We start from the raw sequence: 24,535 nt of genomic DNA, 5'->3' as shown, positions 1-24,535 counted from the left end.
GGCTCGACGGCCGGGGTGGGACCGCCGACGGGACTTCCGGGTCCCGGGCGGGTAATTTCTCGTCCGTGCCCGCACCCCACCGGACCGTCAGGCGATCCCTGCTGGTCACCTCCGCCGCCCTGTCGTCGCTCGCGCTGACCGCGCCCGCCGCGCTCGCGGCCCCCGGCCCGTCCACGAGCCCCTCGGCCACCCCGCCCGCGCACATGTCGTCGGTGGGCGGCGCCCGGCTCGGACAGCCGGGCGCCCAGGCCGATCTGGGCGACGGCGCCCCGGTGCTGCCGAAGGGGCTGACCGCGCGGTCCTGGATCGTCGCGGACGCCGAGTCGGGCGAGGTGCTGGCCGCGCAGAACGCGCACTGGCGGCTGCCGCCTGCGAGCACCATGAAGATGCTGTTCGCGGACACCGTCCTGCCGAAGTTCCCGAAGTCCGAGAAGCACACGGTGGTGCCGGCCGACCTCGCGGGCATCGGCGCCGGTTCCAGCATGGTGGGGATAAAGGAGGGCGAGACGTACACGGTCCACGATCTGTGGCTGGGCGTCTTCCTGCGCTCGGGCAACGACGCCGTGCACGTGCTGTCGGCGATGAACGACGGCGTCGACAACACCGTCCGGGAGATGAACGAGCACGCCGAGGAGTTGCAGGCGCTCGACACCCACGTGGTCAGCCCGGACGGCTACGACGCGCCGGAGCAGGTGTCGTCGGCGTACGACCTGACGCTCGTGGCGCGCTCCGGGCTGCAGAAGAAGGACTTCCGCGAGTACTGCTCGACGGTGCGCGCGAAATTCCCCGGCGACACCGAGAAGAAGAAGGGCAAGGAGGTCCGCGGGACCTTCGAGATCCAGAACACCAACCGGCTGCTGAGCGGCGACTCCGACATCTCCGTCTACCAGGGCATCGCGGGCGTCAAGAACGGCAACACCACCAACGCGGGCGCGACCTTCACCGGGGTCGCCGAGCGCGACGGCCGGGTGCTGCTCGTCACCGTGATGAACCCGGCGAAGAACGAGCACAACGAGATCTACAAGGAGACCGCGAGCCTCTTCGACTGGGGCTTCAAGGCGGCCGGAAAGGCCCGGCCGGTGGGCGAGCTGGTGGCGCCCCGCAGCGCCGCCGGCGCCACCGCGCAGCCGGGCTCCACCGCGTCGCCCGGCGAGGCCGGCGGCGCCGCCGACACGGCGTCCGCGCAGGCCGCGGGCGACCGGTCGGGCTCGGGCGGCATGGGGATGGCGCTGGCTCTGGCGGGCGGCGCGCTGGTGGTGCTCGCCGCCGCCGCGTTCCTGGTCAACCGCCGTTGGCCACTGCCGGACCTGGTGCGCCGCCGCTCCCGTCCGTGACGGTGGCGGCGGGGCCGCCCTGACCGTCGTCGCCGCCGTCGGGGGTGCCCTGGTTCAGCTCCGGGTCCTGCTCCTTGCTCGGCGTGGCCGTCCAGGCCGCGCAGAACAGGACGAGTTTCGACGTGAAGTTGATCCACAGGAGCAGGGCGACGGGCACCCCGAACGCGCCGTACATGCTCTTGCCCGCCACCCCCTGCATGTAGCCGCTCAGCAGCAGCTTCAGCAGCTCGAAGCCGATCGCGCCGGTCAGCGCGGCCACCAGCAGCCGGTGCCTGGCCGGTTCGACGCCGGGCAGCAGCGTGAGGACGTACAGCAGGAGCAGGAAATCGGCCAGGACGGCGACGGCGAACGCGGCGGTCCGCAGCAGCGCCCGCCCCACCCCGCCCGCCTCAAGGCCGAGCTGGCCGCCGATCCAGTTGACCAGCGCGGAGGCGATGGCGGAGGCGGCGATGGTGGCCAGCAGCGCGCCGCCGAGGCCCAGCAGGACGCCCGCGTCCTTGGCCTTGCGCAGCAGCGGGTTCTCCTCCTTGTCGGGCAGTTCCCAGACCGCGCGCAGGCACTCGCGCATCGAGCCGACCCAGCCGATGCCGGTGAACAGCAGCAGGGCGCCCGCGATGAGTCCGACGGTGCCCGCGTTCTGCACCAGGCTGTTGAGGTCGAGCTGGTCGGAGATGCCAGGGACCTGGTCGGCGATCTTGTTCTGGAGGCTCTGGGTCCTGGCCGGGCTCAGCGTGGCGGCGGCGACCGCGGCGGCCACGGTGAGCAGCGGGAACAGCGCGATGAAGCTGATGAACGTCATCGCCGCGGCCAGCCGTGCCCACTTCACCCGGTCGAGGCGTTCGTAGGAACGCCAGGCATGGGTGAGCATCAGCCGCGTCAGCAGCGGCCCTACGACGGGGAGCTTTTTCAGCCAGTCCATGGTGCGACTCTGCCCTCACTCGGAAACACCCATGTCCGGGTACCCCAGAACCGCAGAAGTGTGCCGAGGACCATGCCGACGCCCGCGCCCGAGACGGTGTCCGCGCGCTGCGAGGTGAGACCGAGGCCGTAGTGGCTGACGGCCAGGCACAGCAGCTGCACCAGGGCGCCCGCGACGTTCACCGCGAGGAACACGAGGTAGGGGCGCGGTCCCGGCGGGCGGGCGTCCCGGTAGGTGCCGAGCGCGTTGCCCGCGTAGGCGACCGAGCAGCCGGCGACGAAGGAGAGCGCCTTGGCGGTGAGCGGGTCGAGTCCCGCGGGTCCGCGCAGCCAGCTGAACAGGGCGAGGTCGGCGGCGTAGGCGAGCAGCCCGGCACAGGCGAAGCCGATCAGCTCCCGGCGCCCGGCCGTCGCGCGGGCGCTCACCAACGGGCCACCGCCAGGCCGTACATGGCCAGCCAGGCCAGGCCGATGACGGCGAGGGCGCGGTCGTGCAGCACGACCTCCTCGGGTTCGCCGGCCGTGCCGCGGTCCGCGAAGACGGCGTAGCGCAGGACGGCGAGGATGAACGCCACCAGGGACAGCTGCCGCCAGGGCAGCACGCCGGCGTGGCCGCCGCCCTCCTCAAGGGCCCACATGCAGTAGCCGAGGACGGCGACACCGGCCGCGAGCTGCCACACGAACCGCAGGTAGCCGACCGTGTACTCGGTGAGCAGCGCGCGGGTGGCGCCCGCCTTCCCCGACATCTGGAGGGCCTCGGAGTAGCGCTTGGCCGACACCATGAACAGCGCGCCGAACCCGGTGGTGATGAGGAACCAGCGCGACAGCGGGATCTGCAGCGCGAGCCCGCCGGCGGTCGCCCGCATCAGGAAGCCGGTGGTGACGACGACGAGGTCGACCACCAGGACGTGCTTGAGGCTGACGCAGTAGGCCAGTTGCATGCCGAGGTAGGCCGCGAGCAGGGCCGCGACGGCCGGGGAGACCAGCCAGGCGGCGAGGGCGGGCGCGAGGACGCCGAGGACGGCTCCGGCGGCGTAGGCGACCGGCACCGGGACCTGTCCCGCGGCGACCGGGCGGCGCCGTTTGGTGGGGTGGGCGCGGTCGGCCTCGGCGTCGCGGGCGTCGTTGACCAGGTAGACGGCGGCGGCGCAGGCCGTGAACAGCACGAAGACCAGGGCGAGTCGGCCGGCCGCGTGCCGGGAGAACAGCTGGCCCGCGGCGGCCGGGGCGGCGACGACCAGGACGTTCTTGACCCACTGCTTGGGGCGGGCGGTCCGCAGCAGGCCGCCGAGCAGGCCGCCGACGCCCCGGCCCGGGGCAGGCGGCCCCGGGTGCGGTGGCGGGGTGCGCTGTTCGACGAGCGCCGGGTCGCGGGTGCGGGCGCCGCCCGCGAGCGGCGCCGTCTCAGTCACGCGAACCCCCGCTCACCCAGCGCGCCCCGGCCCGCGCCGTGAGCGCCCCGAGGGCCGCGCCCGCGACCACGTCCGTGGGGTAGTGCACGCCGACGACCAGGCGGGAGACGCACATCGCGGCGGCGAGCGGCGCCAGGGCGGGCGCCCCGAGGGCTCCGAGGGCGACGGCGGCCGCGGCGGCCGAGGTCGCGTGGGAGCTGGGGAAGGAGTGCCGGCCCGCGGTCCGTACGAGGGGCTCGGTGGCCGGGCGCGGGCGCCGCACCACCCTCTTCACGCCCACGCTGGCAGCGTGCGCGCCCGCGGTGAGCGCCGTCGCACGCAACCAGGCGCCGCGCCGCGCGCCGTCCACGGCGGCCCCCGCGAGCCCCGCCGCGAGCCACAGCGCGCCGTGCTCACCGGCCCGGGACAGGGCGCGCGCGGCGCCGGCGACGCGTGGATCGGCGCCGCACGCGCGGAACGCCGAGAGGATGCGCTGATCGACCTTGCCGATGTGATCGATCTGATCGATATGGTCCATGTGGACTCACTGTTCCCGTCCGCACTGTCGGAGCTGCGGCAATATTGAGCGACATCCCATTAATCACCCATTTCGGGGAGGGAGGTCACGTTTTACCGCTGTCCGTTCTCCTTCATAAGTGTCTGTCAGCATTCGTCATGGACAAGGACGATACGGTCTCCGACATGCCTGCCGACACCGTTGCCGTCACCGGGTGGGGCCGCACCGCCCCCACCGCGGCCCAGCTGATCCGCCCGCGGAGCTACCAGGAGGCGGCGGCCGCCGTCCGGGAGTGCGGGACCCGCGGCGGTATCCCCCGGGGCCTCGGCCGGGCGTACGGGGACGCCGCGCAGAACGCCGGCGGCGCGGTCCTCGACATGACGGCCCTCGACCGCGTCCACGCCATCGACGTCACCGAGGGCACGGTGCTCTGCGACGCGGGCGTCTCCCTGCACCGGCTGATGGAACTGCTGCTGCCGCTCGGCTGGTTCGTGCCGGTGACGCCCGGCACCAGGTACGTCACCGTCGGCGGCGCCATCGGCGCGGACATCCACGGCAAGAACCACCACGTCAGCGGCTCCTTCGCCCGCCATGTCCGGTCCTTCGAACTCCTCACCGCCGACGGCCTGGTGCGCACCGTGGCCCAGGGCACCCCGCTGTTCGACGCGACCGCGGGCGGCATGGGCCTGACCGGCGTGATCCTGACCGCGGCGGTACGGCTCCAGCCCGTCGAGACGTCCCTGATGTCCGTCGACACCGAGCGGGCCGCCGACCTCGACGACCTGATGGCCCGGCTGACCGCCACCGACCACCGCTACCGCTACTCGGTCGCCTGGATCGACCTGCTGGCGCGCGGCGCCGCGACCGGCCGCGCCGTCCTCACCCGCGGCGACCACGCCCCGCTCGACGCGCTGCCCGCCCGCGCCCGCCGCGCCCCGCTGGCCTTCCGCACCCCGCGGCTGCCGGCCGCGCCCGCCGTCTTCCCCGAGGGCCTGCTCAGCCGCCGCACGGTGGGCCTCTTCAACGAGCTGTGGTTCCGCAAGGCGCCCCGCGCCCGCACCGGCGAACTCCAGCGGATGTCGACCTTCTTCCACCCCCTGGACGGCGTGCCGCACTGGAACCGGGTCTACGGGCGGGGCGGCTTCGTGCAGTACCAGTTCGTCGTCGGACACGGCCAGGAGGAGACCCTGCGCCGGATCGTGCGGCGCATCTCCGAGCGCCGCTGCCCGTCGTTCCTCGCCGTCCTCAAGCGCTTCGGGGAGGCCGACCCCGGCTGGCTCTCCTTCCCGGTGCCCGGCTGGACGCTGGCCCTCGACCTCCCCGCGGGGCTGCCGGGCCTCGCCGGGTTCCTCGACGAGCTGGACGACGAGGTGGCCGCCGCGGGCGGCCGGGTCTACCTCGCCAAGGACTCCCGGCTCCGCCCCGAGCTGCTCACCACGATGTACCCGCGCCTCGCCGACTTCCGGGCCCTGCGCGCCGACCTCGACCCGCGCGGGGTCTTCACCTCGGACCTCTCCCGCCGCCTCGCCCTCTGAGCCCGCTGTCTGCGCGCCGCTCAGCCCGCTGACTCCGCCGCTGAGCCCGCTGTGCCCCGCTTCCCCTCTGCCCTGCTTTAGGAGCTGTCGTGAAGGACGCTTTCGGTCTCCCCCAGTCCCTGCTCGTGCTCGGCGGTACCTCCGAGATCGCGCTGGCCACCGCCCGCCGTCTGATCGCCCGCAGGACCCGCACGGTCTGGCTGGCCGGCCGGCCCTCGCCCGCCCTCGACCGGGCCGCGACGGAACTGCGCGGTCTGGGCGCCGAGGTGCACACCGTTGCCTTCGACGCGCTGGAGCCCGAGGCGCACGAGACGGCGCTCGGCAAGGTCTTCGCGGAGGGCGACATCGACCTGGTGCTGCTCGCCTTCGGGGTCCTCGGCGACCAGGCGCGCGACGAGCGCGATCCGGCGTCCGCGGTGCGGGTCGCGCAGACCAACTACACCGGCGCGGTGTCGGCGTGCCTGGTGGCCGCCCGCGCGCTCCAGGCGCAGGGCCACGGCTCGCTCGTCGTGCTGTCGTCGGTGGCGGGCGAGCGGGCCCGCCGCGCCAACTTCATCTACGGGTCGAGCAAGGCGGGGCTCGACGCCTTCGCGCAGGGCCTCGGCGACGCGCTGTACGGCACCGGCGTGCACGTGATGGTCGTGCGGCCCGGGTTCGTGCGCTCGAAGATGACCGCGGGGCTGCCCGAGGCGCCGCTCGCGACGACCCCGGAGGAGGTCGCCGCCGCCGTCGAACTGGGGCTGCGACGGCGGTCGGAGACGGTGTGGGTGCCGGGGGCTCTGCGGGTGGTGATGTCGGCGCTGCGGCACGCGCCGCGCGCGGTGTTCCGCAGGCTGCCGGTCTGAGCCGGGGCGGCCTCAGCGGCCGCCGGGGAGGGTGCTGCGGCCCAGCCGGTCGGCCTGCGGCGGGACCACCGCCGAGCCGCCGAAGGGGTACTCGCGCAGCTTGCGCCAGACGCCGTCGGGGCCCTGCTCGTAGAGGGCGAAGCCGGTGCAGGGCCAGCCCGCCTCGTAGTCGGCGAGTTCCGCGTAGGCGCGGTCCATCGCCTCGTCCTCGATGCCGTGCGCGATGGTGACGTGCGGGTGGTACGGGAACTGGAGTTCGCGCGCGACCGGCCCGGAGGCGTCGCGGACCTGCTTCTGGAGCCAGGTGCAGGCCTCGGCGCCGTCGGCGATCCGTATGAAGACGACCGGGGAGAGCGGGCGGAAGGTGCCGGTGCCCGCGAGCCGCATCGGGAAGGGCCGGCCGGCCGCCGCGACCTCGGTGAGGTGCGCCTCGATCGCGGGCAGCGACGCGGCGTCGACCTCGGTCGGGGGCAGCAGGGTGACGTGCGTGGGGATGCCGTGCGCCGCGGCGTCGCCGAAGCCCTGGCGCAGCTGTTGGAGCAGGCTGCCGTGAGGCTCCGGGACCGCGATCGAGACACCGATCGTTACGGTCCCCACGTCGTCTCCTGTCGTCATGCCGGTTCGGTTCCCGGCCGTCCGGCTATCGACTGTACGGCTATGGCCGGGCTGTGGGCAGGCGCAACGGAAGTGATGTGCAGCGCTCTGCGGGTGGAACGGGAGTGCGGTCGTGCGCCTCAGTGCTTCGCGGGCAGGAAACCGACCCGGTCGTAGGTGTGCGCCAGCGTCTCCGCGGCGACCGCGCGCGCCTTCTCCGCGCCCTTGGCCAGAATCGAGTCCAGCGTCTCCGGGTCGTCCAGGTACTGCTGGGTGCGCTCCTTGAAGGGCGTCACGAACTCGACCATGATCTCGGCGAGGTCCGTCTTGAGGGCGCCGTAGCCCTTGCCCTCGTACCTCTCCTCCAGGGCGGGGATGCCGGTCCCGGTGAGGGTGGAGTAGATGGTGAGGAGGTTGCTGACGCCCGGCTTCCGCTCCGCGTCGAAGCGGATCACGGTGTCGGTGTCGGTGACGGCGCTCTTGACCTTCTTGGCGGTGGTCTTCGGCTCGTCCAGCAGGTTGACCAGGCCCTTCGGCGTGGACGCCGACTTGCTCATCTTGATCGACGGGTCCTGGAGGTCGTAGATCTTCGCCGTCTCCTTGAGGATGTACGGCTTCGGGAGGGTGAAGGTCGCGCCGAAGCGGCCGTTGAAGCGCTCCGCGAGGTCGCGGGTCAGCTCGATGTGCTGGCGCTGGTCCTCACCCACCGGGACCTCGTTGGCCTGGTAGAGCAGGATGTCGGCGACCTGGAGGATCGGGTACGTGAAGAGGCCGACGCTGGCGCGGTCGGCGCCCTGCTTCGCGGACTTGTCCTTGAACTGCGTCATCCGGGCGGCCTCGCCGAAGCCGGTCAGGCAGTTCATGACCCAGGCGAGCTGGGCGTGCTCGGGCACATGGCTCTGCACGAACAGCGTGCACCGCTCGGGGTCGAGCCCGGCGGCGAGCAGCTGGGCGACGGCGAGCCGGGTGTTGGCGCGCAGCTCGGCCGGGTCCTGCGGGACCGTGATCGCGTGCAGGTCGACGACCATGTAGAACGCGTCGTGGGACTCCTGGAGCGCCACCCACTGGCGGACGGCGCCGAGGTAGTTGCCGAGGTGGAACGAGCCTGCGGTGGGCTGGATTCCGGAGAGCACGCGGGGGACGTCAGAGGCCATGCCCACCATTCTCTCAGGTGCCGGGGCCCGATCGGGAACGGGTCGGCGGCGGAGGGAACCGATCCGGGCCCGCCGGTGTGGGAAGGGGGAGGACTCGGGAGGGGCACATGGGGAGACGGCACGGACGCGCCGTGGTGGTGTCGGGGGCGGCGGTGGCGCTGCTGTGCGGGATGCCGGGGGCGCGGGCGGCGGACGCCGGGGCGCCACCGGCCGCGGCGGACGGTCCCGTGGGGGCGGCGGTGGCGGGCCGGCGGCCCGTGCCGGACGACGGCGGGCTCTGGCCGGCGTTACCGGGGCTTGCCGTGGGGCTCGGCCTCGGAGCGGGCGGAACCCTGCTGATCCGCCGGGCGGCGGCCGGGCCCGGGGCCGGACCGCCGCACGGGCGTCGGGGTGAGCGGGGGCGTCAGCCGAGGTCGATCTCGGGGTAGAGCGGGAAGCCGGCGACCAGGTCGGTGGCGCGCTGCGCGATCTCGTCGGCGATCTTCTCGTCCAGGACGTGCTGGGCCTTGGAGGGGGCGCCCTTGCTGGTGGTGCCGGCCTCGGTGGTGGTGAGGACCCGGTCGATGAGGCCGGCCACCTCGTCCATCTCGGCGGTGCCGAGGCCGCGGGTGGTGAGCGCCGGGGTGCCGATCCGGATGCCGGAGGTGTACCAGGCGCCGTTCGGGTCGGCGGGGATGGCGTTGCGGTTGGTGACGATGCCCGACTCCAGCAGGGCGGCCTCGGCCTGCCGGCCGGTGAGGCCGTAGGAGGTGGTGACGTCGATCAGGTTGAGGTGGTTGTCGGTGCCACCGGTGACGAGGGTGGCGCCGCGCCTGGTCAGGCCCTCGGCGAGGGCGCGGGCGTTGTCGACGATGCGCTGCGCGTAGTCCTGGAAGGCGGGCTGCCTGGCCTCCGCGAGGGCGACGGCCTTCGCGGCCATGACGTGCGGGAGCGGGCCGCCGAGGACCATCGGGCAGCCGCGGTCGACCTGGTCCTTGAGGGAGTCGTCGCACAGGACCATGCCGCCGCGCGGCCCGCGCAGCGACTTGTGGGTGGTCGTCGTCACGATCTGGGCGTGCGGGATGGGGTCGAAGTCGCCGGTGAGGACCTTGCCCGCGACGAGCCCCGCGAAGTGCGCCATGTCGACCATGAGGGTCGCGCCGACCTCGTCGGCGATCTCCCGCATGATCCGGAAGTTCACCAGGCGGGGGTAGGCGGAGTAGCCGGCGACGATGATCAGCGGCTTGAACTCGCGGGCGGAGACGCGCAGCGCCTCGTAGTCGATGAGGCCGGTGGCCGGGTCGGTGCCGTAGGAGCGCTGGTCGAACATCTTGCCGGAGATGTTGGGGCGGAAGCCGTGGGTGAGGTGGCCGCCCGCGTCCAGGGACATGCCGAGCATCCGCTGGTTGCCGAAGGCGCGGCGCAGCTCGGCCCAGTCGGCGTCGGAGAGGTCGTTGACCTGGCGGACGCCTGCCTTCTCCAGGGCGGGCACCTCGACCCGGGCGGCGAGCACCGACCAGAAGGCGACGAGGTTGGCGTCGATGCCGGAGTGCGGCTGGACGTAGGCGTGGCGGGCGCCGAACAGCTCGCGGGCGTGCTCGGCGGCGAGCGCCTCGACGGTGTCGACGTTGCGGCAGCCCGCGTAGAAGCGGCGGCCGATGGTGCCCTCGGCGTACTTGTCGCTGAGCCAGTTGCCCATCGCGAGGAGGGTGGCCGGCGACGCGTAGTTCTCCGAGGCGATCAGCTTGAGCATCTCGCGCTGGTCGGCGACCTCCTGGCCGATGGCGTCGGCGACCCGCGGCTCGACGGCGCGGATCACGTCGAGGGCGGCGCGGAAGGCGGTGGACTGGGGGGAGAGGGGCTGCTGCTCGGACATCAGGTCGGCCTCCGGATGGCGTGGCTGAAGCGGTCACGGTGTCACGGTTCGGCCCAGGCGCACGGCACTCGCTGACGTACAGGCCGCTCCCCGATGGTCGTTCCCATCCCAGCGCGCCAGTCACGGCCCGCGGCCAGCGTACCCGCCGCCCGCCGGGCGCACGGTCCGCAGTCCACCATGCGAGCGGGCCGCCGAACGGCGGGCGGGAAGGGCGACGGCGGGTTGCGGACGGGGAGGGGGACGGCGGGTTCCGGAGGGCGGGCGACCTGCCACCGGCGGTCGGCGCCCGGGCGCGGCGGCGGTACGGGCCGGTGGTCAGAGGATGACGTGCGGGATGGGGCGGCGGTACGGGCAGGTGGTCAGAGGATGACGTGCGGGACGAAGCGGGCGTACTCGTCGGTGATCAGCCCGGCGGACTCGCGGATGCCGAGGCCCGCGGGCTCGCCGTCGACGACCCAGGCGCCGAGGACGACGTGGTTGCCGTCGAAGGCGGGCAGCGGGGCGAGCGCCTGGTAGCAGTGACCGGGCGCGGGGGCGGCGGGAGGGCCGCCCGCCGGGTGGACGGTGACGCCCGCGCCCTCCCGGCCGAGGAGCGGCTTGGCGACGTACCCGGTGGTGGCGGCCAGCTCGCGGGGCCCGTCGAGGTGGGCGGGCAGCAGGTTGGGGTGCCCGGGGTTCAGCTCCCAGAGGATCGCGAGCAGCGCCTTGTTGCTGAGGAGCATCTTCCAGGCGGGCTCGATCCACAGGGTGGTGCCGGTGCCGCCGCCGTTGTCGAGGGTGTCGAGGACGTGTCCCGCGAACCGGTCGGTGGTGAGCCACTCCCACGGGTAGAGCTTGAAGCAGCTGCGGATGAACCGCAGCCGCTGGTCGACGAAGCGCCCGGACAGCGGGTCGAAGCCGATCTCCTCCATGGAGATCCACTCGGTCTCCAGGCCGGCCTGCTCGGCAGTCTCCTTGAGGTAGGCGACCGTCATGAGGTCCTCGCCGAGTTCGTCGTCCGAGGAGTGCGCGAAGTGCAGCGGGGCGCCGGGCGGCAGCAGCGGTGCCTGTCTGCGCCAGGCGGCGACGAGGCGTTCGTGCAGGGAGTTCCACTGGTCGGCGCCGGGGAATCGTTCCGTCATCCAGAACCACTGCGGGGAGGCGGCCTCGACGAGCGAGGTCGGGGTGTCGGCGTTGTACTCCAGCAGTTTGGCGGGCCCGGTCCCGTCGTGGCGCAGGTCGAACCTGCCGTACAGGGACGGCAGTTCGGCCCGCCGCCGCCAGGACTCGGCGACGGCGTCGGCGACCCGCGGATCGGTGATGCCGAGTTCGGCGAGGCGGCCGGCGGTGACGAGGTGGTCGGCGGCGGCGAGGCAGAGCGCGTGCAACTCCTCGACGACCTCCTCCAGGGCCTCGACCTCGGCGAGGGAGAAGGAGTAGTAGGCGCTCTCGTCCCAGTAGGGGCGCAGGGAGTCGTCGGGGTACCGGGTCAGCGGGTAGACGAGCCCCTGCTCCTCGACGGTGCGCTGCCAGTCGGGGCGCGGGGTGAGGGTGTGTCGGCGCACGGGTCAGCCGCCCTTGGCGCCCTTGCCGCCACCGAAGCCGCCCCGGTCGACGCCACCGCCGCCGCTCCCCGAGCCCTTGCGGGGTTTGCTGAACGACCCGCTCTCGACCCAGGTGCCCTTCTTCTTGCCGCCGTAGTACCAAGTGCCCGTGCCGCTGCCTGACTTGCAGTTCTTGTCGGAGACGACCCGGTAGCCCTTGCCGAGGTTGTAGCTGTCGCGGTCGACGCACCGCTTGTCGGGATCGGACGAGCAGGCGGTGAGGGCGGCGGCGAGCAGCCCCATCCCGCCCAGAACGACGGTGCCTGACCGTAGTTGCCTGCGTGCGTCCGCCATGTCGTGTCTCCCCGTCGGTGCCGCGTCGGTGCCGCACCGGTGGGCGCGGCGATCGAGATCCGGAGCTGTCCGGATTCCGTGTGGCTCGAACACAGCCTAGAACGAGAGGGGGATGTGACAACCCGTCGGTCCGGACCTGTCGGGCCCGGCCTCCCCTACAGTCGCTCCTGTGCTTCTCGGGATGATGTGCGCGCTCGGCGCGGCGGTCTGTTTCGGTACGGCGACGGTGTTGCAGGCGGTCGCCACACGGGCGGCGTCCGCTCCGGGGGACGACGGCGCGGGCGCCGGCCCCGGCGGTCAGACGGCGCTGCTGCTGCGGGCGGTCCGGCAGTGGCGGTACCTGGCCGGACTCGCCCTGGACGGCCTCGGGTTCGTGTTCCAGATCGCCGCGCTGCGGTCGCTGCCGATCTACGCGGTGGGCGCGGCGCTGGCGTCCAGCCTCGCGGTGACGGCGGTGGTCGCGGCGCGGCTGCTGCGGGTGCGGTTGAACGGGATGGAGTGGGGCGCGGTCGGGGTGGTGTGCGCGGGGCTGGCGATGCTGGGCCTTGCGTCGGGCGCGGAGGGCCACCGGCCGGGAACGGACACGCTGCGGTACGTGACGCTCGGGGTCGCGGTGGCGGTACTGCTGCTGGGGCTCGGCGCGGGCCGCTGGACGGGCCCCGGCAGATCGGCGGCGCTCGGGCTCGGCGCGGGGTTCGGGTTCGGGGTGGTCGAGGTGTCGGTCCGCCTGATCGACTCGGTGACCCCGTCGGCCCTGCTCACGAACCCGGCGACGTACGCGCTGCTGGTGGGCGGGGGCGCGGCGTTCCTGCTGCTGACGTCGGCGCTGGAACGGGGTTCGGTGACGGCGGCGACGGCGGGCCTGGTGATCGGCGAGACGCTCGGCCCGGCGGCGGTGGGCGTGATCTGGCTGGGCGACCGCACCCGCGAGGGCCTGACGTGGCTGGCGGTACTGGGCTTCGCCGTGGCGGTGACGGGCGCGCTGGCACTGGCACGGTTCGGCGAGGCGCCGACGGCAACGGGGGCTATGGATATGGGGAGTTCGGAGAAATCGAAGGATCCGGAGAGGCAGCGGGGAGCGGATGCGGAGGGTTCGGAGAGGCAGCGGGGAGCGGATGCGGAGGGTTCGGAGAGGCAGCGGGGAGCGGATGCGGAGGGTTCGGACAGGGGGCGGTGAACGGTCTGACGGGACGCGGACGGGTGCCGTCAGCGGGTGGGAGCGTGCAGGGAGACCGGCAGCACGGCCCGCGCCCGGTCGTACAGGGCGCGGGCGTGCCCGTTCTTGAGGTGGGGCCGAAGCAGCCGGACCATGCTGCGCATCCGCTCGTCGGCACGGCCTGACTGCACCAGGGGCCACTCGTCGAGAGCGGACCGCCAGGTCTGGACGGCGGCTTCGAGGTGGCCGACCGCGAATTGGCGTTCGGCGAGGGTGCCGCGGCGGTGCACCCGGGTGCGTCGGTAGACGCTGTACCGCAGCCGGTCGGACTGCTGCATCGCCTCGACGGCTCCGGACAGGTCGCCGAGTTCGTAACGGACCTGACTCACGTGGTAGTTGAGAGCGGCCGGGTCGTACGAACCGAACGTCGTGGCGCGGGACTCGGCCCGGTCCATGTGCGCCTCGGCCTCGCGCAGGTGGCGGAGCGCGCTGGTGCGGTCACCTGTCTGCGCCGCCGCGTGGGCCTGCTGCCCGGCGAGGAAGGCCCGCATCCGGGGACCGGCGGCGGGCGACGCGGTGGCGGCGGCGTCGGCGAGGTCCATGGCTCGCGCCCCGTGACCGAGATCGACGGCCTGGACGCTCGTGCCGCGCAGCGTGGTGCAGTAGATGAGGTGGTCACCGGCGGCGCCGGCCAGTTCGAGGGCCTTGACGTAGTAGCGCTGGGCGAGGCCGTGCAGACCTTCGTCGACGGCCATGTACCCGGTGAGGTAGCTGAGGTCGGAGGCCGCCGACAGCATGGCCTTGCGGACGTCGTCCGACGCGTCCGCCTTGAGGTACCCGGCGACCGTGTTGACGAGGAAGGCGGCGGCCATGGGCCGGGCGTGCCGTCCGCCGAACTGGTCGTCCAGCTCGGACACTTTGGCCGTCATGTCGACGACCATGTCGACCTCGGGCATACCGATACGGGCGGCTCGACCGGCCGAGAACGCCTCAAGCCGCCCGAGCACGTCGGGCCAACCGGGGACGGTGAGGGCGACGGCCAGCAACCCGACACCGAGAACGCCTCGCCGTGCGGGCACCATGCCCTGCCGGTACACGTCGATCCCCTCCTCCCCCGACCAGAGCCCCGCTGCTCCCGACGACTTGAGAGCCCCGGATCAGCGAGACCCGAACCCGCTCTTGACTCCACCGACGAAGCGATCGAAGGCGCCGGTGCGGAACAACAGGGTCGATTCGCTCGGGGACTTGGAGTCACGGACGGGGACAACACCGTGAGTCGCGGCGAGATTGACGGCGACCTGAAGGCATTGGCCGCCGTTGTCGCTGTACGAAGAGGTGAACCAACAGGGAAAATCGGCCATCGCGAAGCGCCCTCCCACCGTCACATCACTCGGGACTCCCCTTTGATGCCCGCCACGAACGAAGCGAACACGTCGGCAGGGAGCATCAGCACGGGACCAGCCAGGTTCTTGGAATCACGGACAGGGACAACGCCACGCGTAAAGGCAAGGTTGACGGCGACCTGAACACACTGACCGCCGTTGTTGCTGCGCGAGGCGGTGACCCAGCGGGGGGAATCGATCGTCACGAAGGGCCCTCTCACCGTCACATCACGCCGGACTCTCCCTTGATGCCCGCCACGAACGAAGAGAACACGTCGGCGGGAACCGTCAGAACCGGACCGTCCGGATTCTTGGAGTCGCGGACCGGGACGACGGCGAGCGAGGAGACAAGGTTGACGGCGATCTCTATGCACTGGCCGCCGTTGCCACTGTAGGAGGAGGAGAACCAACGGGGGGATTCGGTAGTCACAGGATGCCCTTTCGTAACTTCTGGATCATGGCCACAGATGCCGCCTGGGACAAGGCTTCGGCCTGTAGTTGATGGTAGGCCGCCAATATCGGCAGCACAGCACTGTTTTCGCGTTCAAGATGGCCACGCTGGGCAGACTCCGCGTACGAGACGAGCGACCGGTCCGGCATCGTCAGCACGGTGATGGGGAGGCTGAACGGCCTCCGCGCCCCCATCGAGAACGGTGCCACCTGCAGGACGGTGCTCGGCAGCTCGGCGAATTCAAGCAATCGCCCGAACTGGGCATCCATGACGGCAGGCGGGCCCATCGGTCGCCGGACACACCCTTCGTCGAGCACCACGGAGATCAAAGGCGATGGCGAACGCAGAAGCGCGCCCTGCCGCTTGGCCACCAGATCGACCCGTTCGTCAGCCTGCTCGATCGTGATCGCCTCACGTCGCACCGCGTCTTCTTCCAACGCTGCCGCGTACTCCGACGTCTGCAGGAGCCCCGGCACCACACCCACCTCGTACAACCGGATCTCTGCGGCCCGCGCCTCATGCGTGACGTACTCCGGGAAGCCCTCGAGCAGCGCGGTGTATCGCACGGCCTGGCTCTGCCGCTCAAGTCGACCCCCCGTGCCGAAGACGCGGTCGGCGTTTGTCGCGAAACGACGAGTTGGGGGACGCCGACCAGTTTCGACGGCAGAAATATGCGTTCCGGAGCATCCCATCCGATCAGCCAGCTCGTCCTGCGTCCAACCGCGTTCGTCGCGCAACGTGCGCAGACGCTGGCCGAACGCGGCGCTGGGTGATTTCTCGGGATCCAGCTCTTTTCGATTCAACGGCCACTGACCCAACTCTTCGTGCAAACCCTGCAGGTTGAGGACTTCTCGACCCTAGACCACTCTGAATGCGCTTGGTAGTGGATTCGCTACGGAGAGGAGTGGTCATGCCCAGTCAGGACATCCCGCGCGTCGGGACACTGCTGGTCGACAGCGCGGAGCGGGTCGGGGTGTTCCAGGGCGTGGAGTCCGGGCTCTGGTACCTGCGTCCGGTAACCGGCGGTGTGGAGTGGACCGTTGACCCGCGGACCGTGCGGCCGGCGGACGCCGATGAACGGCTGCGGGCCAGGACCGCGCGGGCGAACGCGCGCAGCCGGGGCGAGGTGCTGTGAGCGGTCAGGCGCAGCCAACTCGCATGGGATGCGCGGCTGTCGGGCGCAGGCGCGAGCCCGTGCGCCGCCGTGCGACCCCGATCGCGACGGAAGCGGAGAGCGCGACCGCGCAGGGCACGGCGGCAGTGCGCGCGGCCACCTGGAACGCGGTCGCCCCCGACCCGCACGCCGACCCCCGGGCCCCCACACCCGGCACCCGCCCCCCGTCACCCCTGCGCCGTCGAGCGGAGCACGATTTCGCCGATGTCCACTCCCTCCGGCTGTTCGATCGCGTAAGTGATCGCCGACGCGACGGCGGACGGCGGCATCGCGATCTCGTCGCGTCTGCGGATCAGGTCCGCCGCGATCTCGGGGTCCGTCCCCTTGCCGACGCCCTCCGTGTCCGTGAAGCCCGGTGAGACGAGGGTGACGCGCAGGTCGGGGCCCGATTCCTGGCGCAGGCCCTCGGTCAGTACCTTCGCCGCCGTCTTGGTGGCCGCGTACACGGCCATGGGGCTCGTGACCACGTACGCCGCCGTCGACGCGACGTTGACGAAGTGGCCGCAACCCTGCCGGCGGAAGACGGGCAGCGCGGCGCCGATGCCGTTGAGGAGGCCGGTGATGTGGGTGGCGACCATCGCGTCCCAGTCGTCCTGGCGCAGGTCGTCGAAGGGCGAGACGGCCATCGTGCCCGCGTTGGAGACCAGGACGTCGAGCCGTCCGTACCGGTCGACGGCCGTGTCCGTCAGCCGTTGGAGGTCCTCGCGGCGCCCGACGTCGACGACGACCCCGGTCGCCGTGCCGCCCTCCGCCGTGATGGCGTCCACCACGGCGGTCAGCCGGTCCTCCCGCCTGGCGCCGAGGACCAGTCGGGCTCCCCGTCGCGCGAGGTGGGCCGCGGTCTCCTCCCCGATGCCGCTGCTGGCGCCCGTGATCGCGATGACCTTGTCCGCGAGATCCGGCATGTCGTCTCCTTCTCCTGCACACGTCTTCCGGTGCGCGCTTTCCGGCGCACGCGCGGGCCGGCGCCCCGCGCCGTGACCTACAGTGAAAGCGGGGACGCCCCCGCTTCCAGCAGGCTAAGTGGAGGCGCCTCCACTTAGCAAGCCACACAAGCCGAGCCGGCCAAGCAAGCCACGCAAGCAACGCAAGCCGAGCAAGGAAGCCGGCACGGTTCGGGAAAGGGACGGCAGACACCGATGACCAGCGAAGCGCCTCGACCGCTGCGCGCCGACGCGCGGCGCAACCGGGAGAAGATCCTCGACGCCGCGGTACGCGTCTTCACCGCCGAGGGCCTCGACGCCCACCTGGACCGCATCGCCAAGGCCGCGGGCGTCGGCAGCGGCACGCTGTACCGCAACTTCCCCACCAGGGAAGCCCTCATCGAGGCGGTCTACCGCAACGAGGTGGCCCACCTGTGCGACGCCGCCCCCGCCCTGCTCGCCCAGCAGCCGCCCGAGGCGGCCCTGCGCGCCTGGACGCGCCTCTTCCTCGACTACGTCACCGCCAAGTACGGCATGATCGACGCCCTGCGGGCCATCGCCGCCACCGGGAACAACCCCTACGGTCACAGCAGGGAGCTGATCCAGGCCGCCCTCACCGCGCTCATGGACGCGTGCGCGGCGGCCGGGGTGATCCGCTCCGACATACCGGCCACCGACATCTTCGCCGCCCTGGAGGGCATCGCCCTCACCTCGGCCGGCGCCGAGCACCGGCCGCGCGCGGAGCGCCTGCTCGATCTCACCCTCGACGGGCTCGCCGTCCGCCCGTGAGATCCGGGGTCCGTGACACCCACCCCCGGGAGGGTTGACCGTCAGTAAATGTCTATCAACCCGACGTAATCTGCTGAAATCGATGAAACCGAACGGCCGTCAAATCCGTCGTGGGGGCGTGATGACCTCGACAACGAACGGATTACGATGACCACTCCCGCACCGGCGGTACCGCCCAGCGGCAACACGAACAGCTGGGCCAACCGCACCTACCAGGGAATGTCGCACTACGTCGCGTACACGGCGGGCCGGGGAGTCCAGCTCTACACGAGCGCCAGGGACGCCACGACCGGGGCCGTGAGCTGGGTGGCGGAGAACCGGCGGGAGATCCTGGACACCGCCGTGCAGTCCATCCCGGCGCTCGGCCTGGCGCTCCAGTCCGCCGGTACCGCGCGGGGCGACTCCGCCCAGGGCGCCAGCTCCGCCTACAACTGGGGCGTAGCGATGACCGGGGCCAGCGGTGTCTACACGGTGGTCGCCGAGGGCCGGCGGGCACTCAGCACCAACTCGGACCGTCCCGGCAGCCTGCCCAGGTTCACGCTGGGCGCCATCGAGGCCGCGGGAGCCGGCATGTACGCGGGGCTCGCCGGACCGAACCCCACGGTGCAGTCGATCGGCGCGGGCATGCAGGCGGCCGGCGCGTTCGGGCAGTCGGTGATGAACAGCTGGCAGCAGAACGCGGCGAACACCAACAACAGGCTTCCCGTCACCGCGCCGACGTCGAGCTCCGTCAGCGCGACCGCCCCACAACTCCCGCCGCTGTCCTTCGACTCGACGGCCGTGCAGAGGGCCGCGCCGCCCAACAACCCCGTCGCCACCTACACGAACCAGAACCAGCCCGCGTCGTACACCACCGGCCAGACCACTGGTCAGACCACCGGCCAGAGCAGTGGTCACGCCAGCGGCAGCAACCGGGGCGCCTACAACACCAACCAGAACCTCAGCAACCGAGGACGCGGCCGGTAACAGTCACCGGTCCCCCGAGCACTCGGGCGGCCCCCCGGACCACGGCGTCCGGGGGGCCGCCTGCCCGGCGGGTCGTGACGGCGGGCCGTGGGCCAACGTCTGTGTCAGTGACGGGCGTTCACGACAGCCACGCCTTCCAGGTGGACTCGTGTCGCGCCACCCACTTCCTCGCCGCCTCCTCGGGCGCCAGCTTCTGGTCGGCGATGAGGAGGGAGACCTCGTTCTGGTCCTCGGTCGTCCACTTGAACTTCTTCAGGAAGGCCGCCGCCTTGCCGCCGCTCCTGGCGAAGTCCGCGTTGAGGTACTTCTCCAGCGGGGTGTGCGGATAGGCGCAGGCGACCTCCGCCGGGTCGGCGTCGCAGCCCTCCTTGTACGCGGGCAGCTTCACCTCGGTCATCGGGACCTTCTCGAACAGCCACTGCGGCGCGTACCAGTACGTCAGGAAGGGCTTCTTCTCCTTGGCGAACTGTTTCATCTGGGTGATCTGCGCGGCCTCCGAGCCGGCGAACACCACCTGGTAGTCCAGCTTCAGGTTCTTCACCAGCGCCTTGTCGTTGGTGACGTAGGACGGCGAGCCGTCCATCAGCTGCCCCTTGCCGCCGCTCTCCGGGGTGCGGAAGAGGGACGCGTACTTGTTGAGGTTCTTCCAGTCGGTGATGTCGGGGTGCTGCTCAGCCAGGTAGGTCGGCACGTACCAGCCGATGTGGCCGGTGACGCCGAGGCCGCCGCCGTCGGTGATGGTCTTCTTGTCGTCGACGTACCGCTTCTGCTGCTCGGGGTGGCCCCAGTCCTCCAGGATGGCGTCGACGCGGCCCTGGCTGAGGGCGTCCCAGGCGGGCACCTCGTCGACCTGGACGGTGTCGACGCGGTAGCCGAGTTCGTGCTCCAGGAGGTACTGGGCGACGGCCACGTTGGCCTGCGCGCCGACCCACGACTGCACGGACAGCGTCACGGACCTGGTGCCGCCCGCGTTGGCGAAGGGCGACGCCTGCTTGGTCATGTCGGCCGCGCCGCAGCCGGTGAGCAGGAACAGCGCGCTGAGCGCCGCGATGCCACGGACCCTCATGTCAGGCCCCCTTCTTCGCACGGCGTTCGGTGGGCTGGGTGACCCGGTCGAGCATCAGGCCGAGGCAGACGATCGCGGCGCCCGCGACCAGTCCGGTGGCCAGGTCGCCCTGGGCCAGGCCGTAGACGACGTCGTAGCCGAGCGCGCCGCCGCCGACCAGGCCGCCGATGATGACGACGGCGAGGACCAGGACCACGCCCTGGTTGACGGCGAGCAGCAACGAGCGCCGGGCCAGCGGCAGTTGGACCTGGCGCAGTTGCTGCCAGGGGGTGGCGCCGAGGGAGCGGGCGGATTCCAGGGCGGCCGGGTCGACCTGGCGCAGCCCCTGCGCGGTGATCCGTACGACGGCCGGCAGCGCGTAGACGACGGCGGCGGCGACGGCGGGGGCGCGGCCCACGCCGAACAGGGCGACCACCGGGATCAGATAGACGAACTGCGGCATCGTCTGGAAGACGTCGAGGACCGGGCGCAGGGCGCGTTCGACGCGGTCGCTGCGGGCCGCCGCGATGCCGGTCAGGACGCCGAGGACGAGGGTGACGGCGACGGCGGCGAGGACCTGGGAGAGGGTGTCGAGGGACGGCTTCCACAGGCCGAGGACGCCGATCGCGGCGAGCGCGAGGACGGCGGTGAGCGCGGTGCGCCAGGTGCCGATCAGCCAGGCGAGGGCGGCGACGATCAGCAGCAGCGACCACCAGGGCAGCCACTGGAGGCCGCCGCGCACCGGGTCGAGGACCCAGGTGGTGAAGTGGCCGGCCCAGTCGGCGGTGCCGCCGATCACGGGCACGCCCGAGTAGAGGTGGGCGGTCATCCAGTCGACGGCCTTGTTGACGGGTTCGGCGATGTTCAGGGTCCAGCCGTCCGGCCAGTCGAGGCCGCCGGCGAGCCGTCCGGCGACGGCCACGACGGCCAGCGCGCCGAGCGAGCCGAGCGCGTACGCCCGGCGTGCGCGCCCCGCGCCGGTCGGGGTACCGGCGTCGCCGCGGGCGCCGGCCGCGCCGGTCACCCGGTCGAGGACCACGGCGAGCAGCACGATCGGGATGCCGGCGGCGAGGGCGGCGCCGACGTCGACGGAGGCGAGCGCCTGGTAGACGCGGTCGCCGAGGCCGCCGCCGCCGATCACGGACGCGATGACGGCCATCGACAGGGCCATCATGATGGCCTGGTTGAGGCCGAGCAGGAGTTCCCTGCGGGCCAGCGGGATCCTGGCGGTCAGCAGCCGCTGGCGGGCGGTCGCGCCGAGCGACTCGACGGCTTCCAGGACCTCCTTGTCGGCGCCGCGCAGGCCGAGCGAGGTGAGCCGGGCCATCGGCGGGGCCGCGTAGACGACGGTGGCGAGGACCGCGGCGGGCACCCCGATGCCGAAGACCAGCACGACGGGCAGCAGGTACGCGAAGGCGGGCAGCACCTGCATGGTGTCGAGGACCGGGCGCAGGGCGCGGTCGAGGCGGTCGGAGAGCCCCGCGGCCAGGCCGAGCAGCAGGCCCACGGCGACCGAGGCGAGGACGGCGACGACCATCAGGGCGAGGGTCTGCATGGTCGGCACCCACATGCCGAGCAGTCCGCAGGCGAGGAACGCGGCGGCCGAGCCGAGGGCGAGCCGGACGCCGGCCACCCGCCAGGCGATGAGCGCGCCGAGGGCGGCGACCCCGGCCCAGCCGATGCCGAGGAGCACCAGGTAGACGGCGCGCACGGAGAGCACGACGGCGTTGCTGACGTAGCCGAAGAAGTAGAGGAACAGCGGGTGGCTGTCGCGGTTGTCGATGATCCAGTCGCTGACCCGGGTGAGCGGCGCGGTCAGGTCGACGGTCAGCGCGTCTGGCCAACTTCCGCTGGCCCAGCGGGCGTTGGCCAGCGGCACCAGGACGGCGGCGGCGAGCGCGAGCAGCAGCAGCTTGTGCGCGGCCCGGCTCCTGAGCACGCCGGGGACGGCGAGGCGCGGGGCCGAGGTGGTCAGGGTCGCCATGTCAGACGGCCTCCTCGGCCGGCGACTCCACTCCGGCCACCACGCCGAGCAGCCTGGCGTGGTCGACGACGCCGAGGCAGCGGCCGTCCTCCACCACGCAGGCGGCCCGGCCGCTGCGGGCGACGGCCTTGACGGCGTCGGCGACGACCGCGTCGGGCGGGAGGGCGCCCGGGTGGTCGGGGGCGCCGCAGCCGCCGGGGCGCATCGCGGTGCGCACGGTGAGGACCTGCTCGCGCGGCACGTCCCTGACGAACTCGCGGACGTAGTCGTCGGCGGGGCGGGCGACGATCTCCTCGGGGCTGCCGAGCTGAACCACCCGGCCGTCGCGCATCAGGGCGATCCGGTCGCCCAGCTTGAGCGCCTCGCTGAGGTCGTGGGTGATGAAGACCATCGTCCGGCCCTCCTCGCGGTGCAGCCTGACGACCTCCTCCTGCATGTCGCGCCTGATCAGCGGGTCGAGGGCGCTGAACGGTTCGTCGAAGAGGAGCACCTGCGGGTCGACGGCGAGGGCGCGGGCGAGCCCGACGCGCTGGCGCTGGCCGCCGGAGAGCTGGCTCGGGCGGCGCTGCTCCATGCCGTCGAGACCGACCTTGGCGACGATCTCCTTGGCGCGCGCCCGGCGTTCCGCCTTGCCGACGCCCTGGATCTCCAGGCCGTAGGCGACGTTGTCGAGGACCGTGCGGTGCGGGAGCAGACCGAAGTGCTGGAAGACCATCGCGGCGCGGTGGCGGCGCAGTTCGCGCAGCCGGGTCCTGTCCATCGCGCGGACGTCCTCGCCGTCGATGGCGATGGTGCCCGCGGTCGGCTCGATAAGCCGGGTCAGACAGCGCACCAGGGTGGACTTGCCCGATCCTGACAGGCCCATGACGACGAAGACCTCGCCCTTGCGGACGTCGAAGGAGACGTCGTGGACGGCGGCGGTGCAGCCGGTGCGGGCGCGCAGTCCGGCCGGGTCGAGCGCGGCGAGCGCCGGGTCGGCGGGGACCTGGTCGGCCTTGGGTCCGAAGACCTTCCACAGGTTCTGGACGGAGAAGACGGGGGCGCCGGTCGTGCTGCCGGTCGGGTTTCCCGGCTCGGTGGTCGTGCTCATCGCGGGTCGCCCCCGATCAGGTCGACGGCCCGCTCGCCGACCATGAGGACGCCGATCATCGGGTTGACGGCGGGCATGGTCGGGAAGACGGAGGCGTCGGCGATCCGGATGCCGTCGAGGCCGCGGATGCGCAACCGCGGGTCGACGACGGCGAGCGGGTCGTCGGCGGCGCCCATCCGGCAGGTGCCCGCGGGGTGGTAGACGGTGTGGGCGACCTTGCGGGCGTACTCGCCGAGTTCGGCGTCGCCGAGGATCTCGGGTCCGGGGCAGACCTCGCGCTTGAGCCAGCCGGCCAGGGGCTGGGTCCTGGCGATCTCACGGGCGATGCGGATGCCGTCGACGAGGGTGCGGCCGTCGTAGTCGTCCTCGTCGGTGAAGTACCGGAAGTCGAGGGCGGGTTTCACGGACGGGTCGGCGCTGGTGAGGTAAAGGCGGCCGCGGCTTCTCGGCTTGGGGATGTTCGGGGTCATGGAGACGCCGAACTCGGGGCGCCGGTAGCCGAGTCGCTCGGGATTGTCGGTGAACGGGATCTGGTAGAAGTGGAACATCAGGTCGGGGCCCTGGTGTTCGGGGTCGCGGCGCACGAAGAGGCCGGCGTCGGAGTCCATCGCGGAGTTCTCCGGTATGGGTCCCTCGGTCTCCCAGACGATCACCGACTCGGGGTGGTCGAGCAGGTTCTCGCCGACGCCCGGCAGGTCGTGGACGACCGGGATGCCGAGCGCGTCGAGGTCGGCGCGCGGGCCTATGCCGGAGTGCAGGAGCAGCCGGGGCGAGTCGACGGCGCCCGCGCACAGCACAACTTCCTTGCGGGCCCTGACCAGTTGCTCGGTGCCGTCGGCGGCGCGCACATGGACGCCCACCGCGCGGGTGCCGGCGAACTCCAGGCGGTACGCCCAAGTCTCCAGCAGGATGGTCAGGTTGGGCCGCTCGTCCATCACGGGGTGCAGATAGGCCACCGACGCGGAGGACCGCTTGTTGTCCTCGGGGTGGTAGGCGAGGTCGAAGAAGCCGGCGCCCTCGGTGAACGGCTTCTGGTTGAAGCCCTCGACGAGCGGCACGCCGAGCGCGCCGTGCGCGGAGTCGACGAAGTCGCGGGCGATGGCGTTGCGGTCCTTCTCGTCGACCGGGACGATGTTGTTCTTCAGCCGCGGGAAGTACGCCTCCATCGACACCGAGCCCCAGCCCTTGGCGCCCGCCGCCTCCCACTCGTCCCAGTCGGACGGCAGCGGCTTGAAGGCGATCAGGGTGTTGTGGGAGGAGCAGCCGCCGAGCACCCGGGCCCGGCTGTGCCGGATGTGGGAGTTGCCGCGTGGCTGTTCGGTGGTGGGGTAGTCGTAGTCGAGTTCGCCGCCGAGCAGGCCCATCCAGCGGCGCAGGGTGAGGACGTCGTCGCGGCCGACGTCGCTCGGGCCGCCCTCGATGACGGCGACCGTGACGTCCGGGTTCTCGGTGAGGCGGGAGGCGATGACGGAGCCCGCCGTGCCGCCGCCGATGACGACGTAGTCGTGGACCAGGTTGTTCTCGGGCATGGGCCGCTCCAGGTACGAGAAGTGCG

General features: G+C 72.3%; 26 protein-coding genes and 1 riboswitch. Of the genes, 7 read left to right on the top strand and 19 right to left on the bottom strand.

Annotation, left to right across the window (positions count from 1 at the left end; translation table 11 throughout):
• Window positions 1-65 precede the first annotated feature (65 nt).
• On the top strand, window positions 66-1,334 hold the full coding sequence (locus DDJ31_RS23670; RefSeq protein WP_253302958.1) for a D-alanyl-D-alanine carboxypeptidase family protein: 1,269 nt from the start codon (window positions 66-68) through the stop codon (window positions 1,332-1,334).
• Here the strand turns inward: DDJ31_RS23670 and DDJ31_RS23665 are convergent.
• The 4 genes from DDJ31_RS23665 to DDJ31_RS23650 are packed head-to-tail and all read right to left on the bottom strand — an operon-like array spanning window position 1,282 to window position 4,181.
• Window positions 1,282-2,253 (bottom strand): YihY/virulence factor BrkB family protein, encoded by a 972-nt coding sequence (locus tag DDJ31_RS23665; protein ID WP_127178369.1) that lies wholly within the window; start codon window positions 2,251-2,253, stop codon window positions 1,282-1,284. The two genes, DDJ31_RS23670 and DDJ31_RS23665, sit on opposite strands and share 53 nt — an antisense overlap.
• Window positions 2,241-2,678, bottom strand: coding sequence for a GtrA family protein (locus tag DDJ31_RS23660; protein WP_127178370.1), 438 nt, complete (start codon window positions 2,676-2,678; stop codon window positions 2,241-2,243). Before DDJ31_RS23660 ends, DDJ31_RS23665 begins: the two co-directional genes overlap by 13 nt.
• On the bottom strand, window positions 2,675-3,664 hold the full coding sequence (locus DDJ31_RS23655) for a decaprenyl-phosphate phosphoribosyltransferase (protein ID WP_164784907.1): 990 nt from the start codon (window positions 3,662-3,664) through the stop codon (window positions 2,675-2,677). Before DDJ31_RS23655 ends, DDJ31_RS23660 begins: the two co-directional genes overlap by 4 nt.
• The gene (locus DDJ31_RS23650) at window positions 3,657-4,181 is read right to left on the bottom strand and encodes a phosphatase PAP2 family protein (RefSeq protein WP_127178371.1); all 525 of its coding nucleotides are present in this window, start codon (window positions 4,179-4,181) and stop codon (window positions 3,657-3,659) included. Before DDJ31_RS23650 ends, DDJ31_RS23655 begins: the two co-directional genes overlap by 8 nt.
• A 164-nt stretch (window positions 4,182-4,345) precedes the next feature.
• Here DDJ31_RS23650 and DDJ31_RS23645 point away from each other — a divergent pair, with 164 nt between their 5' ends.
• Window positions 4,346-5,695 (top strand): FAD-binding oxidoreductase, encoded by a 1,350-nt coding sequence (locus DDJ31_RS23645; protein ID WP_164784908.1) that lies wholly within the window; start codon window positions 4,346-4,348, stop codon window positions 5,693-5,695.
• 89 nt (window positions 5,696-5,784) lie between these two features.
• A complete protein-coding gene (locus DDJ31_RS23640; RefSeq protein ID WP_127178373.1) occupies window positions 5,785-6,540 on the top strand; it encodes a decaprenylphospho-beta-D-erythro-pentofuranosid-2-ulose 2-reductase in 756 nt (251 codons plus the stop codon).
• Between the two features lie 12 nt (window positions 6,541-6,552).
• On the opposite strand, the gene DDJ31_RS23635 is transcribed toward DDJ31_RS23640, so the two are convergent.
• The 5 genes from DDJ31_RS23635 to DDJ31_RS23615 all read right to left on the bottom strand — a co-directional run bounded on the left by DDJ31_RS23635 (window position 6,553) and on the right by DDJ31_RS23615 (window position 12,020).
• A complete protein-coding gene (locus tag DDJ31_RS23635) occupies window positions 6,553-7,137 on the bottom strand; it encodes a 2'-5' RNA ligase family protein (RefSeq protein WP_127178374.1) in 585 nt (194 codons plus the stop codon).
• Window positions 7,138-7,274: 137 nt separating this feature from the next.
• On the bottom strand, window positions 7,275-8,288 hold the full coding sequence (trpS, locus tag DDJ31_RS23630) for a tryptophan--tRNA ligase (protein ID WP_127178375.1): 1,014 nt from the start codon (window positions 8,286-8,288) through the stop codon (window positions 7,275-7,277).
• A 403-nt stretch (window positions 8,289-8,691) separates the two neighbouring features.
• Window positions 8,692-10,143 carry a glycine hydroxymethyltransferase gene (locus tag DDJ31_RS23625; protein ID WP_127178377.1) on the bottom strand — a complete coding sequence of 484 codons (1,452 nt, stop codon included), beginning with the start codon at window positions 10,141-10,143 and terminating at the stop codon, window positions 8,692-8,694.
• A gap of 44 nt (window positions 10,144-10,187) precedes the next feature.
• Window positions 10,188-10,277: riboswitch (ZMP/ZTP riboswitch) on the bottom strand.
• Window positions 10,278-10,502: 225 nt separating this feature from the next.
• Window positions 10,503-11,687 (bottom strand): glutathionylspermidine synthase family protein, encoded by a 1,185-nt coding sequence (locus DDJ31_RS23620; RefSeq protein WP_127178378.1) that lies wholly within the window; start codon window positions 11,685-11,687, stop codon window positions 10,503-10,505.
• Window positions 11,688-11,690: 3 nt separating this feature from the next.
• The gene (locus tag DDJ31_RS23615; RefSeq protein ID WP_127178379.1) at window positions 11,691-12,020 is read right to left on the bottom strand and encodes a hypothetical protein; all 330 of its coding nucleotides are present in this window, start codon (window positions 12,018-12,020) and stop codon (window positions 11,691-11,693) included.
• Window positions 12,021-12,201: 181 nt separating this feature from the next.
• Here DDJ31_RS23615 and DDJ31_RS23610 point away from each other — a divergent pair, with 181 nt between their 5' ends.
• Entirely contained in the window at window positions 12,202-13,197 is a 996-nt protein-coding gene (locus DDJ31_RS23610) for a hypothetical protein (RefSeq protein ID WP_240678405.1), read from the top strand.
• A gap of 29 nt (window positions 13,198-13,226) precedes the next feature.
• On the opposite strand, the gene DDJ31_RS23605 is transcribed toward DDJ31_RS23610, so the two are convergent.
• From DDJ31_RS23605 to DDJ31_RS23585, 5 genes are all read right to left on the bottom strand, one after another.
• A complete protein-coding gene (locus tag DDJ31_RS23605; protein WP_127182634.1) occupies window positions 13,227-14,258 on the bottom strand; it encodes a transcriptional regulator in 1,032 nt (343 codons plus the stop codon).
• A 75-nt stretch (window positions 14,259-14,333) separates the two neighbouring features.
• Window positions 14,334-14,537, bottom strand: coding sequence for a DUF397 domain-containing protein (locus DDJ31_RS23600; protein ID WP_127178380.1), 204 nt, complete (start codon window positions 14,535-14,537; stop codon window positions 14,334-14,336).
• A gap of 20 nt (window positions 14,538-14,557) precedes the next feature.
• Complete coding sequence (locus tag DDJ31_RS23595; RefSeq protein WP_127178381.1) at window positions 14,558-14,764, bottom strand: DUF397 domain-containing protein; 207 nt, start codon at window positions 14,762-14,764, stop codon at window positions 14,558-14,560.
• A 17-nt stretch (window positions 14,765-14,781) separates the two neighbouring features.
• On the bottom strand, window positions 14,782-14,988 hold the full coding sequence (locus tag DDJ31_RS23590; protein ID WP_127178382.1) for a DUF397 domain-containing protein: 207 nt from the start codon (window positions 14,986-14,988) through the stop codon (window positions 14,782-14,784).
• On the bottom strand, window positions 14,985-15,839 hold the full coding sequence (locus tag DDJ31_RS23585) for a helix-turn-helix domain-containing protein (RefSeq protein ID WP_240678101.1): 855 nt from the start codon (window positions 15,837-15,839) through the stop codon (window positions 14,985-14,987). The genes DDJ31_RS23590 and DDJ31_RS23585 overlap by 4 nt, the downstream gene beginning before the upstream one ends.
• Window positions 15,840-15,919: 80 nt before the next feature.
• Here DDJ31_RS23585 and DDJ31_RS23580 point away from each other — a divergent pair, with 80 nt between their 5' ends.
• Window positions 15,920-16,144, top strand: a complete 225-nt coding sequence (locus DDJ31_RS23580) for a hypothetical protein (protein WP_127178383.1) — start codon at window positions 15,920-15,922, stop codon at window positions 16,142-16,144.
• Between the two features lie 206 nt (window positions 16,145-16,350).
• Here DDJ31_RS23580 and DDJ31_RS23575 read toward each other — a convergent pair whose 3' ends face one another.
• Window positions 16,351-17,088 carry an SDR family oxidoreductase gene (locus tag DDJ31_RS23575; RefSeq protein ID WP_127178384.1) on the bottom strand — a complete coding sequence of 246 codons (738 nt, stop codon included), beginning with the start codon at window positions 17,086-17,088 and terminating at the stop codon, window positions 16,351-16,353.
• A 234-nt stretch (window positions 17,089-17,322) separates the two neighbouring features.
• On the opposite strand from DDJ31_RS23575, the gene DDJ31_RS23570 reads away from it, so the two are divergent.
• Together DDJ31_RS23570 and DDJ31_RS23565 are read left to right on the top strand one after the other, a co-directional pair.
• Window positions 17,323-17,895, top strand: coding sequence for a TetR/AcrR family transcriptional regulator (locus tag DDJ31_RS23570; RefSeq protein WP_127178385.1), 573 nt, complete (start codon window positions 17,323-17,325; stop codon window positions 17,893-17,895).
• A gap of 147 nt (window positions 17,896-18,042) precedes the next feature.
• Window positions 18,043-18,861 (top strand): hypothetical protein, encoded by an 819-nt coding sequence (locus DDJ31_RS23565; protein ID WP_127178386.1) that lies wholly within the window; start codon window positions 18,043-18,045, stop codon window positions 18,859-18,861.
• A gap of 118 nt (window positions 18,862-18,979) precedes the next feature.
• Here the strand turns inward: DDJ31_RS23565 and DDJ31_RS23560 are convergent, their stop codons facing one another.
• From DDJ31_RS23560 to DDJ31_RS23545, 4 genes are read right to left on the bottom strand one after another with little or no spacing between them, the layout of a single operon-like run.
• Window positions 18,980-19,927, bottom strand: a complete 948-nt coding sequence (locus DDJ31_RS23560) for an ABC transporter substrate-binding protein (RefSeq protein ID WP_127178387.1) — start codon at window positions 19,925-19,927, stop codon at window positions 18,980-18,982.
• Between the two features lies 1 nt (window position 19,928).
• Window positions 19,929-21,890, bottom strand: a complete 1,962-nt coding sequence (locus DDJ31_RS23555; RefSeq protein WP_127178388.1) for an ABC transporter permease — start codon at window positions 21,888-21,890, stop codon at window positions 19,929-19,931.
• A 1-nt stretch (window position 21,891) separates the two neighbouring features.
• Complete coding sequence (locus DDJ31_RS23550) at window positions 21,892-22,980, bottom strand: quaternary amine ABC transporter ATP-binding protein (RefSeq protein WP_127178389.1); 1,089 nt, start codon at window positions 22,978-22,980, stop codon at window positions 21,892-21,894.
• The gene (locus DDJ31_RS23545; RefSeq protein ID WP_127178390.1) at window positions 22,977-24,509 is read right to left on the bottom strand and encodes a GMC family oxidoreductase; all 1,533 of its coding nucleotides are present in this window, start codon (window positions 24,507-24,509) and stop codon (window positions 22,977-22,979) included. The genes DDJ31_RS23550 and DDJ31_RS23545 overlap by 4 nt, the downstream gene beginning before the upstream one ends.
• Between the last annotated feature and the right edge of the window lie 26 nt (window positions 24,510-24,535).

The sequence above is a fragment of the Streptomyces griseoviridis genome (genome assembly GCF_005222485.1).
GTDB classification, from domain to species: domain Bacteria; phylum Actinomycetota; class Actinomycetes; order Streptomycetales; family Streptomycetaceae; genus Streptomyces; species Streptomyces hintoniae.
Note: the sequence above shows the minus strand (reverse complement) of the source record. Positions and strands in the feature narration are given on the sequence as shown.

What these genes read in the sequence shown, in the direction of transcription:
- DDJ31_RS23665 (WP_127178369.1), bottom strand. Translation starts at nt 2,253, where the DNA reads ATGGACTGGCTGAAAAAGCTCCCCGTCGTAGGGCCGCTGCTGACGCGG.
- DDJ31_RS23650 (WP_127178371.1), bottom strand. Translation starts at nt 4,181, where the DNA reads ATGGACCATATCGATCAGATCGATCACATCGGCAAGGTCGATCAGCGC.
- DDJ31_RS23645 (WP_164784908.1), top strand. Translation starts at nt 4,346, where the DNA reads ATGCCTGCCGACACCGTTGCCGTCACCGGGTGGGGCCGCACCGCCCCC.
- trpS (WP_127178375.1), bottom strand. Translation starts at nt 8,288, where the DNA reads ATGGCCTCTGACGTCCCCCGCGTGCTCTCCGGAATCCAGCCCACCGCA.
- DDJ31_RS23625 (WP_127178377.1), bottom strand. Translation starts at nt 10,143, where the DNA reads ATGTCCGAGCAGCAGCCCCTCTCCCCCCAGTCCACCGCCTTCCGCGCC.
- DDJ31_RS23615 (WP_127178379.1), bottom strand. Translation starts at nt 12,020, where the DNA reads ATGGCGGACGCACGCAGGCAACTACGGTCAGGCACCGTCGTTCTGGGC.
- DDJ31_RS23610 (WP_240678405.1), top strand. Translation starts at nt 12,202, where the DNA reads ATGATGTGCGCGCTCGGCGCGGCGGTCTGTTTCGGTACGGCGACGGTG.
- DDJ31_RS23605 (WP_127182634.1), bottom strand. Translation starts at nt 14,258, where the DNA reads ATGGTGCCCGCACGGCGAGGCGTTCTCGGTGTCGGGTTGCTGGCCGTC.
- DDJ31_RS23600 (WP_127178380.1), bottom strand. Translation starts at nt 14,537, where the DNA reads ATGGCCGATTTTCCCTGTTGGTTCACCTCTTCGTACAGCGACAACGGC.
- DDJ31_RS23580 (WP_127178383.1), top strand. Translation starts at nt 15,920, where the DNA reads ATGCCCAGTCAGGACATCCCGCGCGTCGGGACACTGCTGGTCGACAGC.
- DDJ31_RS23575 (WP_127178384.1), bottom strand. Translation starts at nt 17,088, where the DNA reads ATGCCGGATCTCGCGGACAAGGTCATCGCGATCACGGGCGCCAGCAGC.
- DDJ31_RS23570 (WP_127178385.1), top strand. Translation starts at nt 17,323, where the DNA reads ATGACCAGCGAAGCGCCTCGACCGCTGCGCGCCGACGCGCGGCGCAAC.
- DDJ31_RS23565 (WP_127178386.1), top strand. Translation starts at nt 18,043, where the DNA reads ATGACCACTCCCGCACCGGCGGTACCGCCCAGCGGCAACACGAACAGC.
- DDJ31_RS23560 (WP_127178387.1), bottom strand. Translation starts at nt 19,927, where the DNA reads ATGAGGGTCCGTGGCATCGCGGCGCTCAGCGCGCTGTTCCTGCTCACC.
- DDJ31_RS23555 (WP_127178388.1), bottom strand. Translation starts at nt 21,890, where the DNA reads ATGGCGACCCTGACCACCTCGGCCCCGCGCCTCGCCGTCCCCGGCGTG.
- DDJ31_RS23550 (WP_127178389.1), bottom strand. Translation starts at nt 22,980, where the DNA reads ATGAGCACGACCACCGAGCCGGGAAACCCGACCGGCAGCACGACCGGC.
- DDJ31_RS23545 (WP_127178390.1), bottom strand. Translation starts at nt 24,509, where the DNA reads ATGCCCGAGAACAACCTGGTCCACGACTACGTCGTCATCGGCGGCGGC.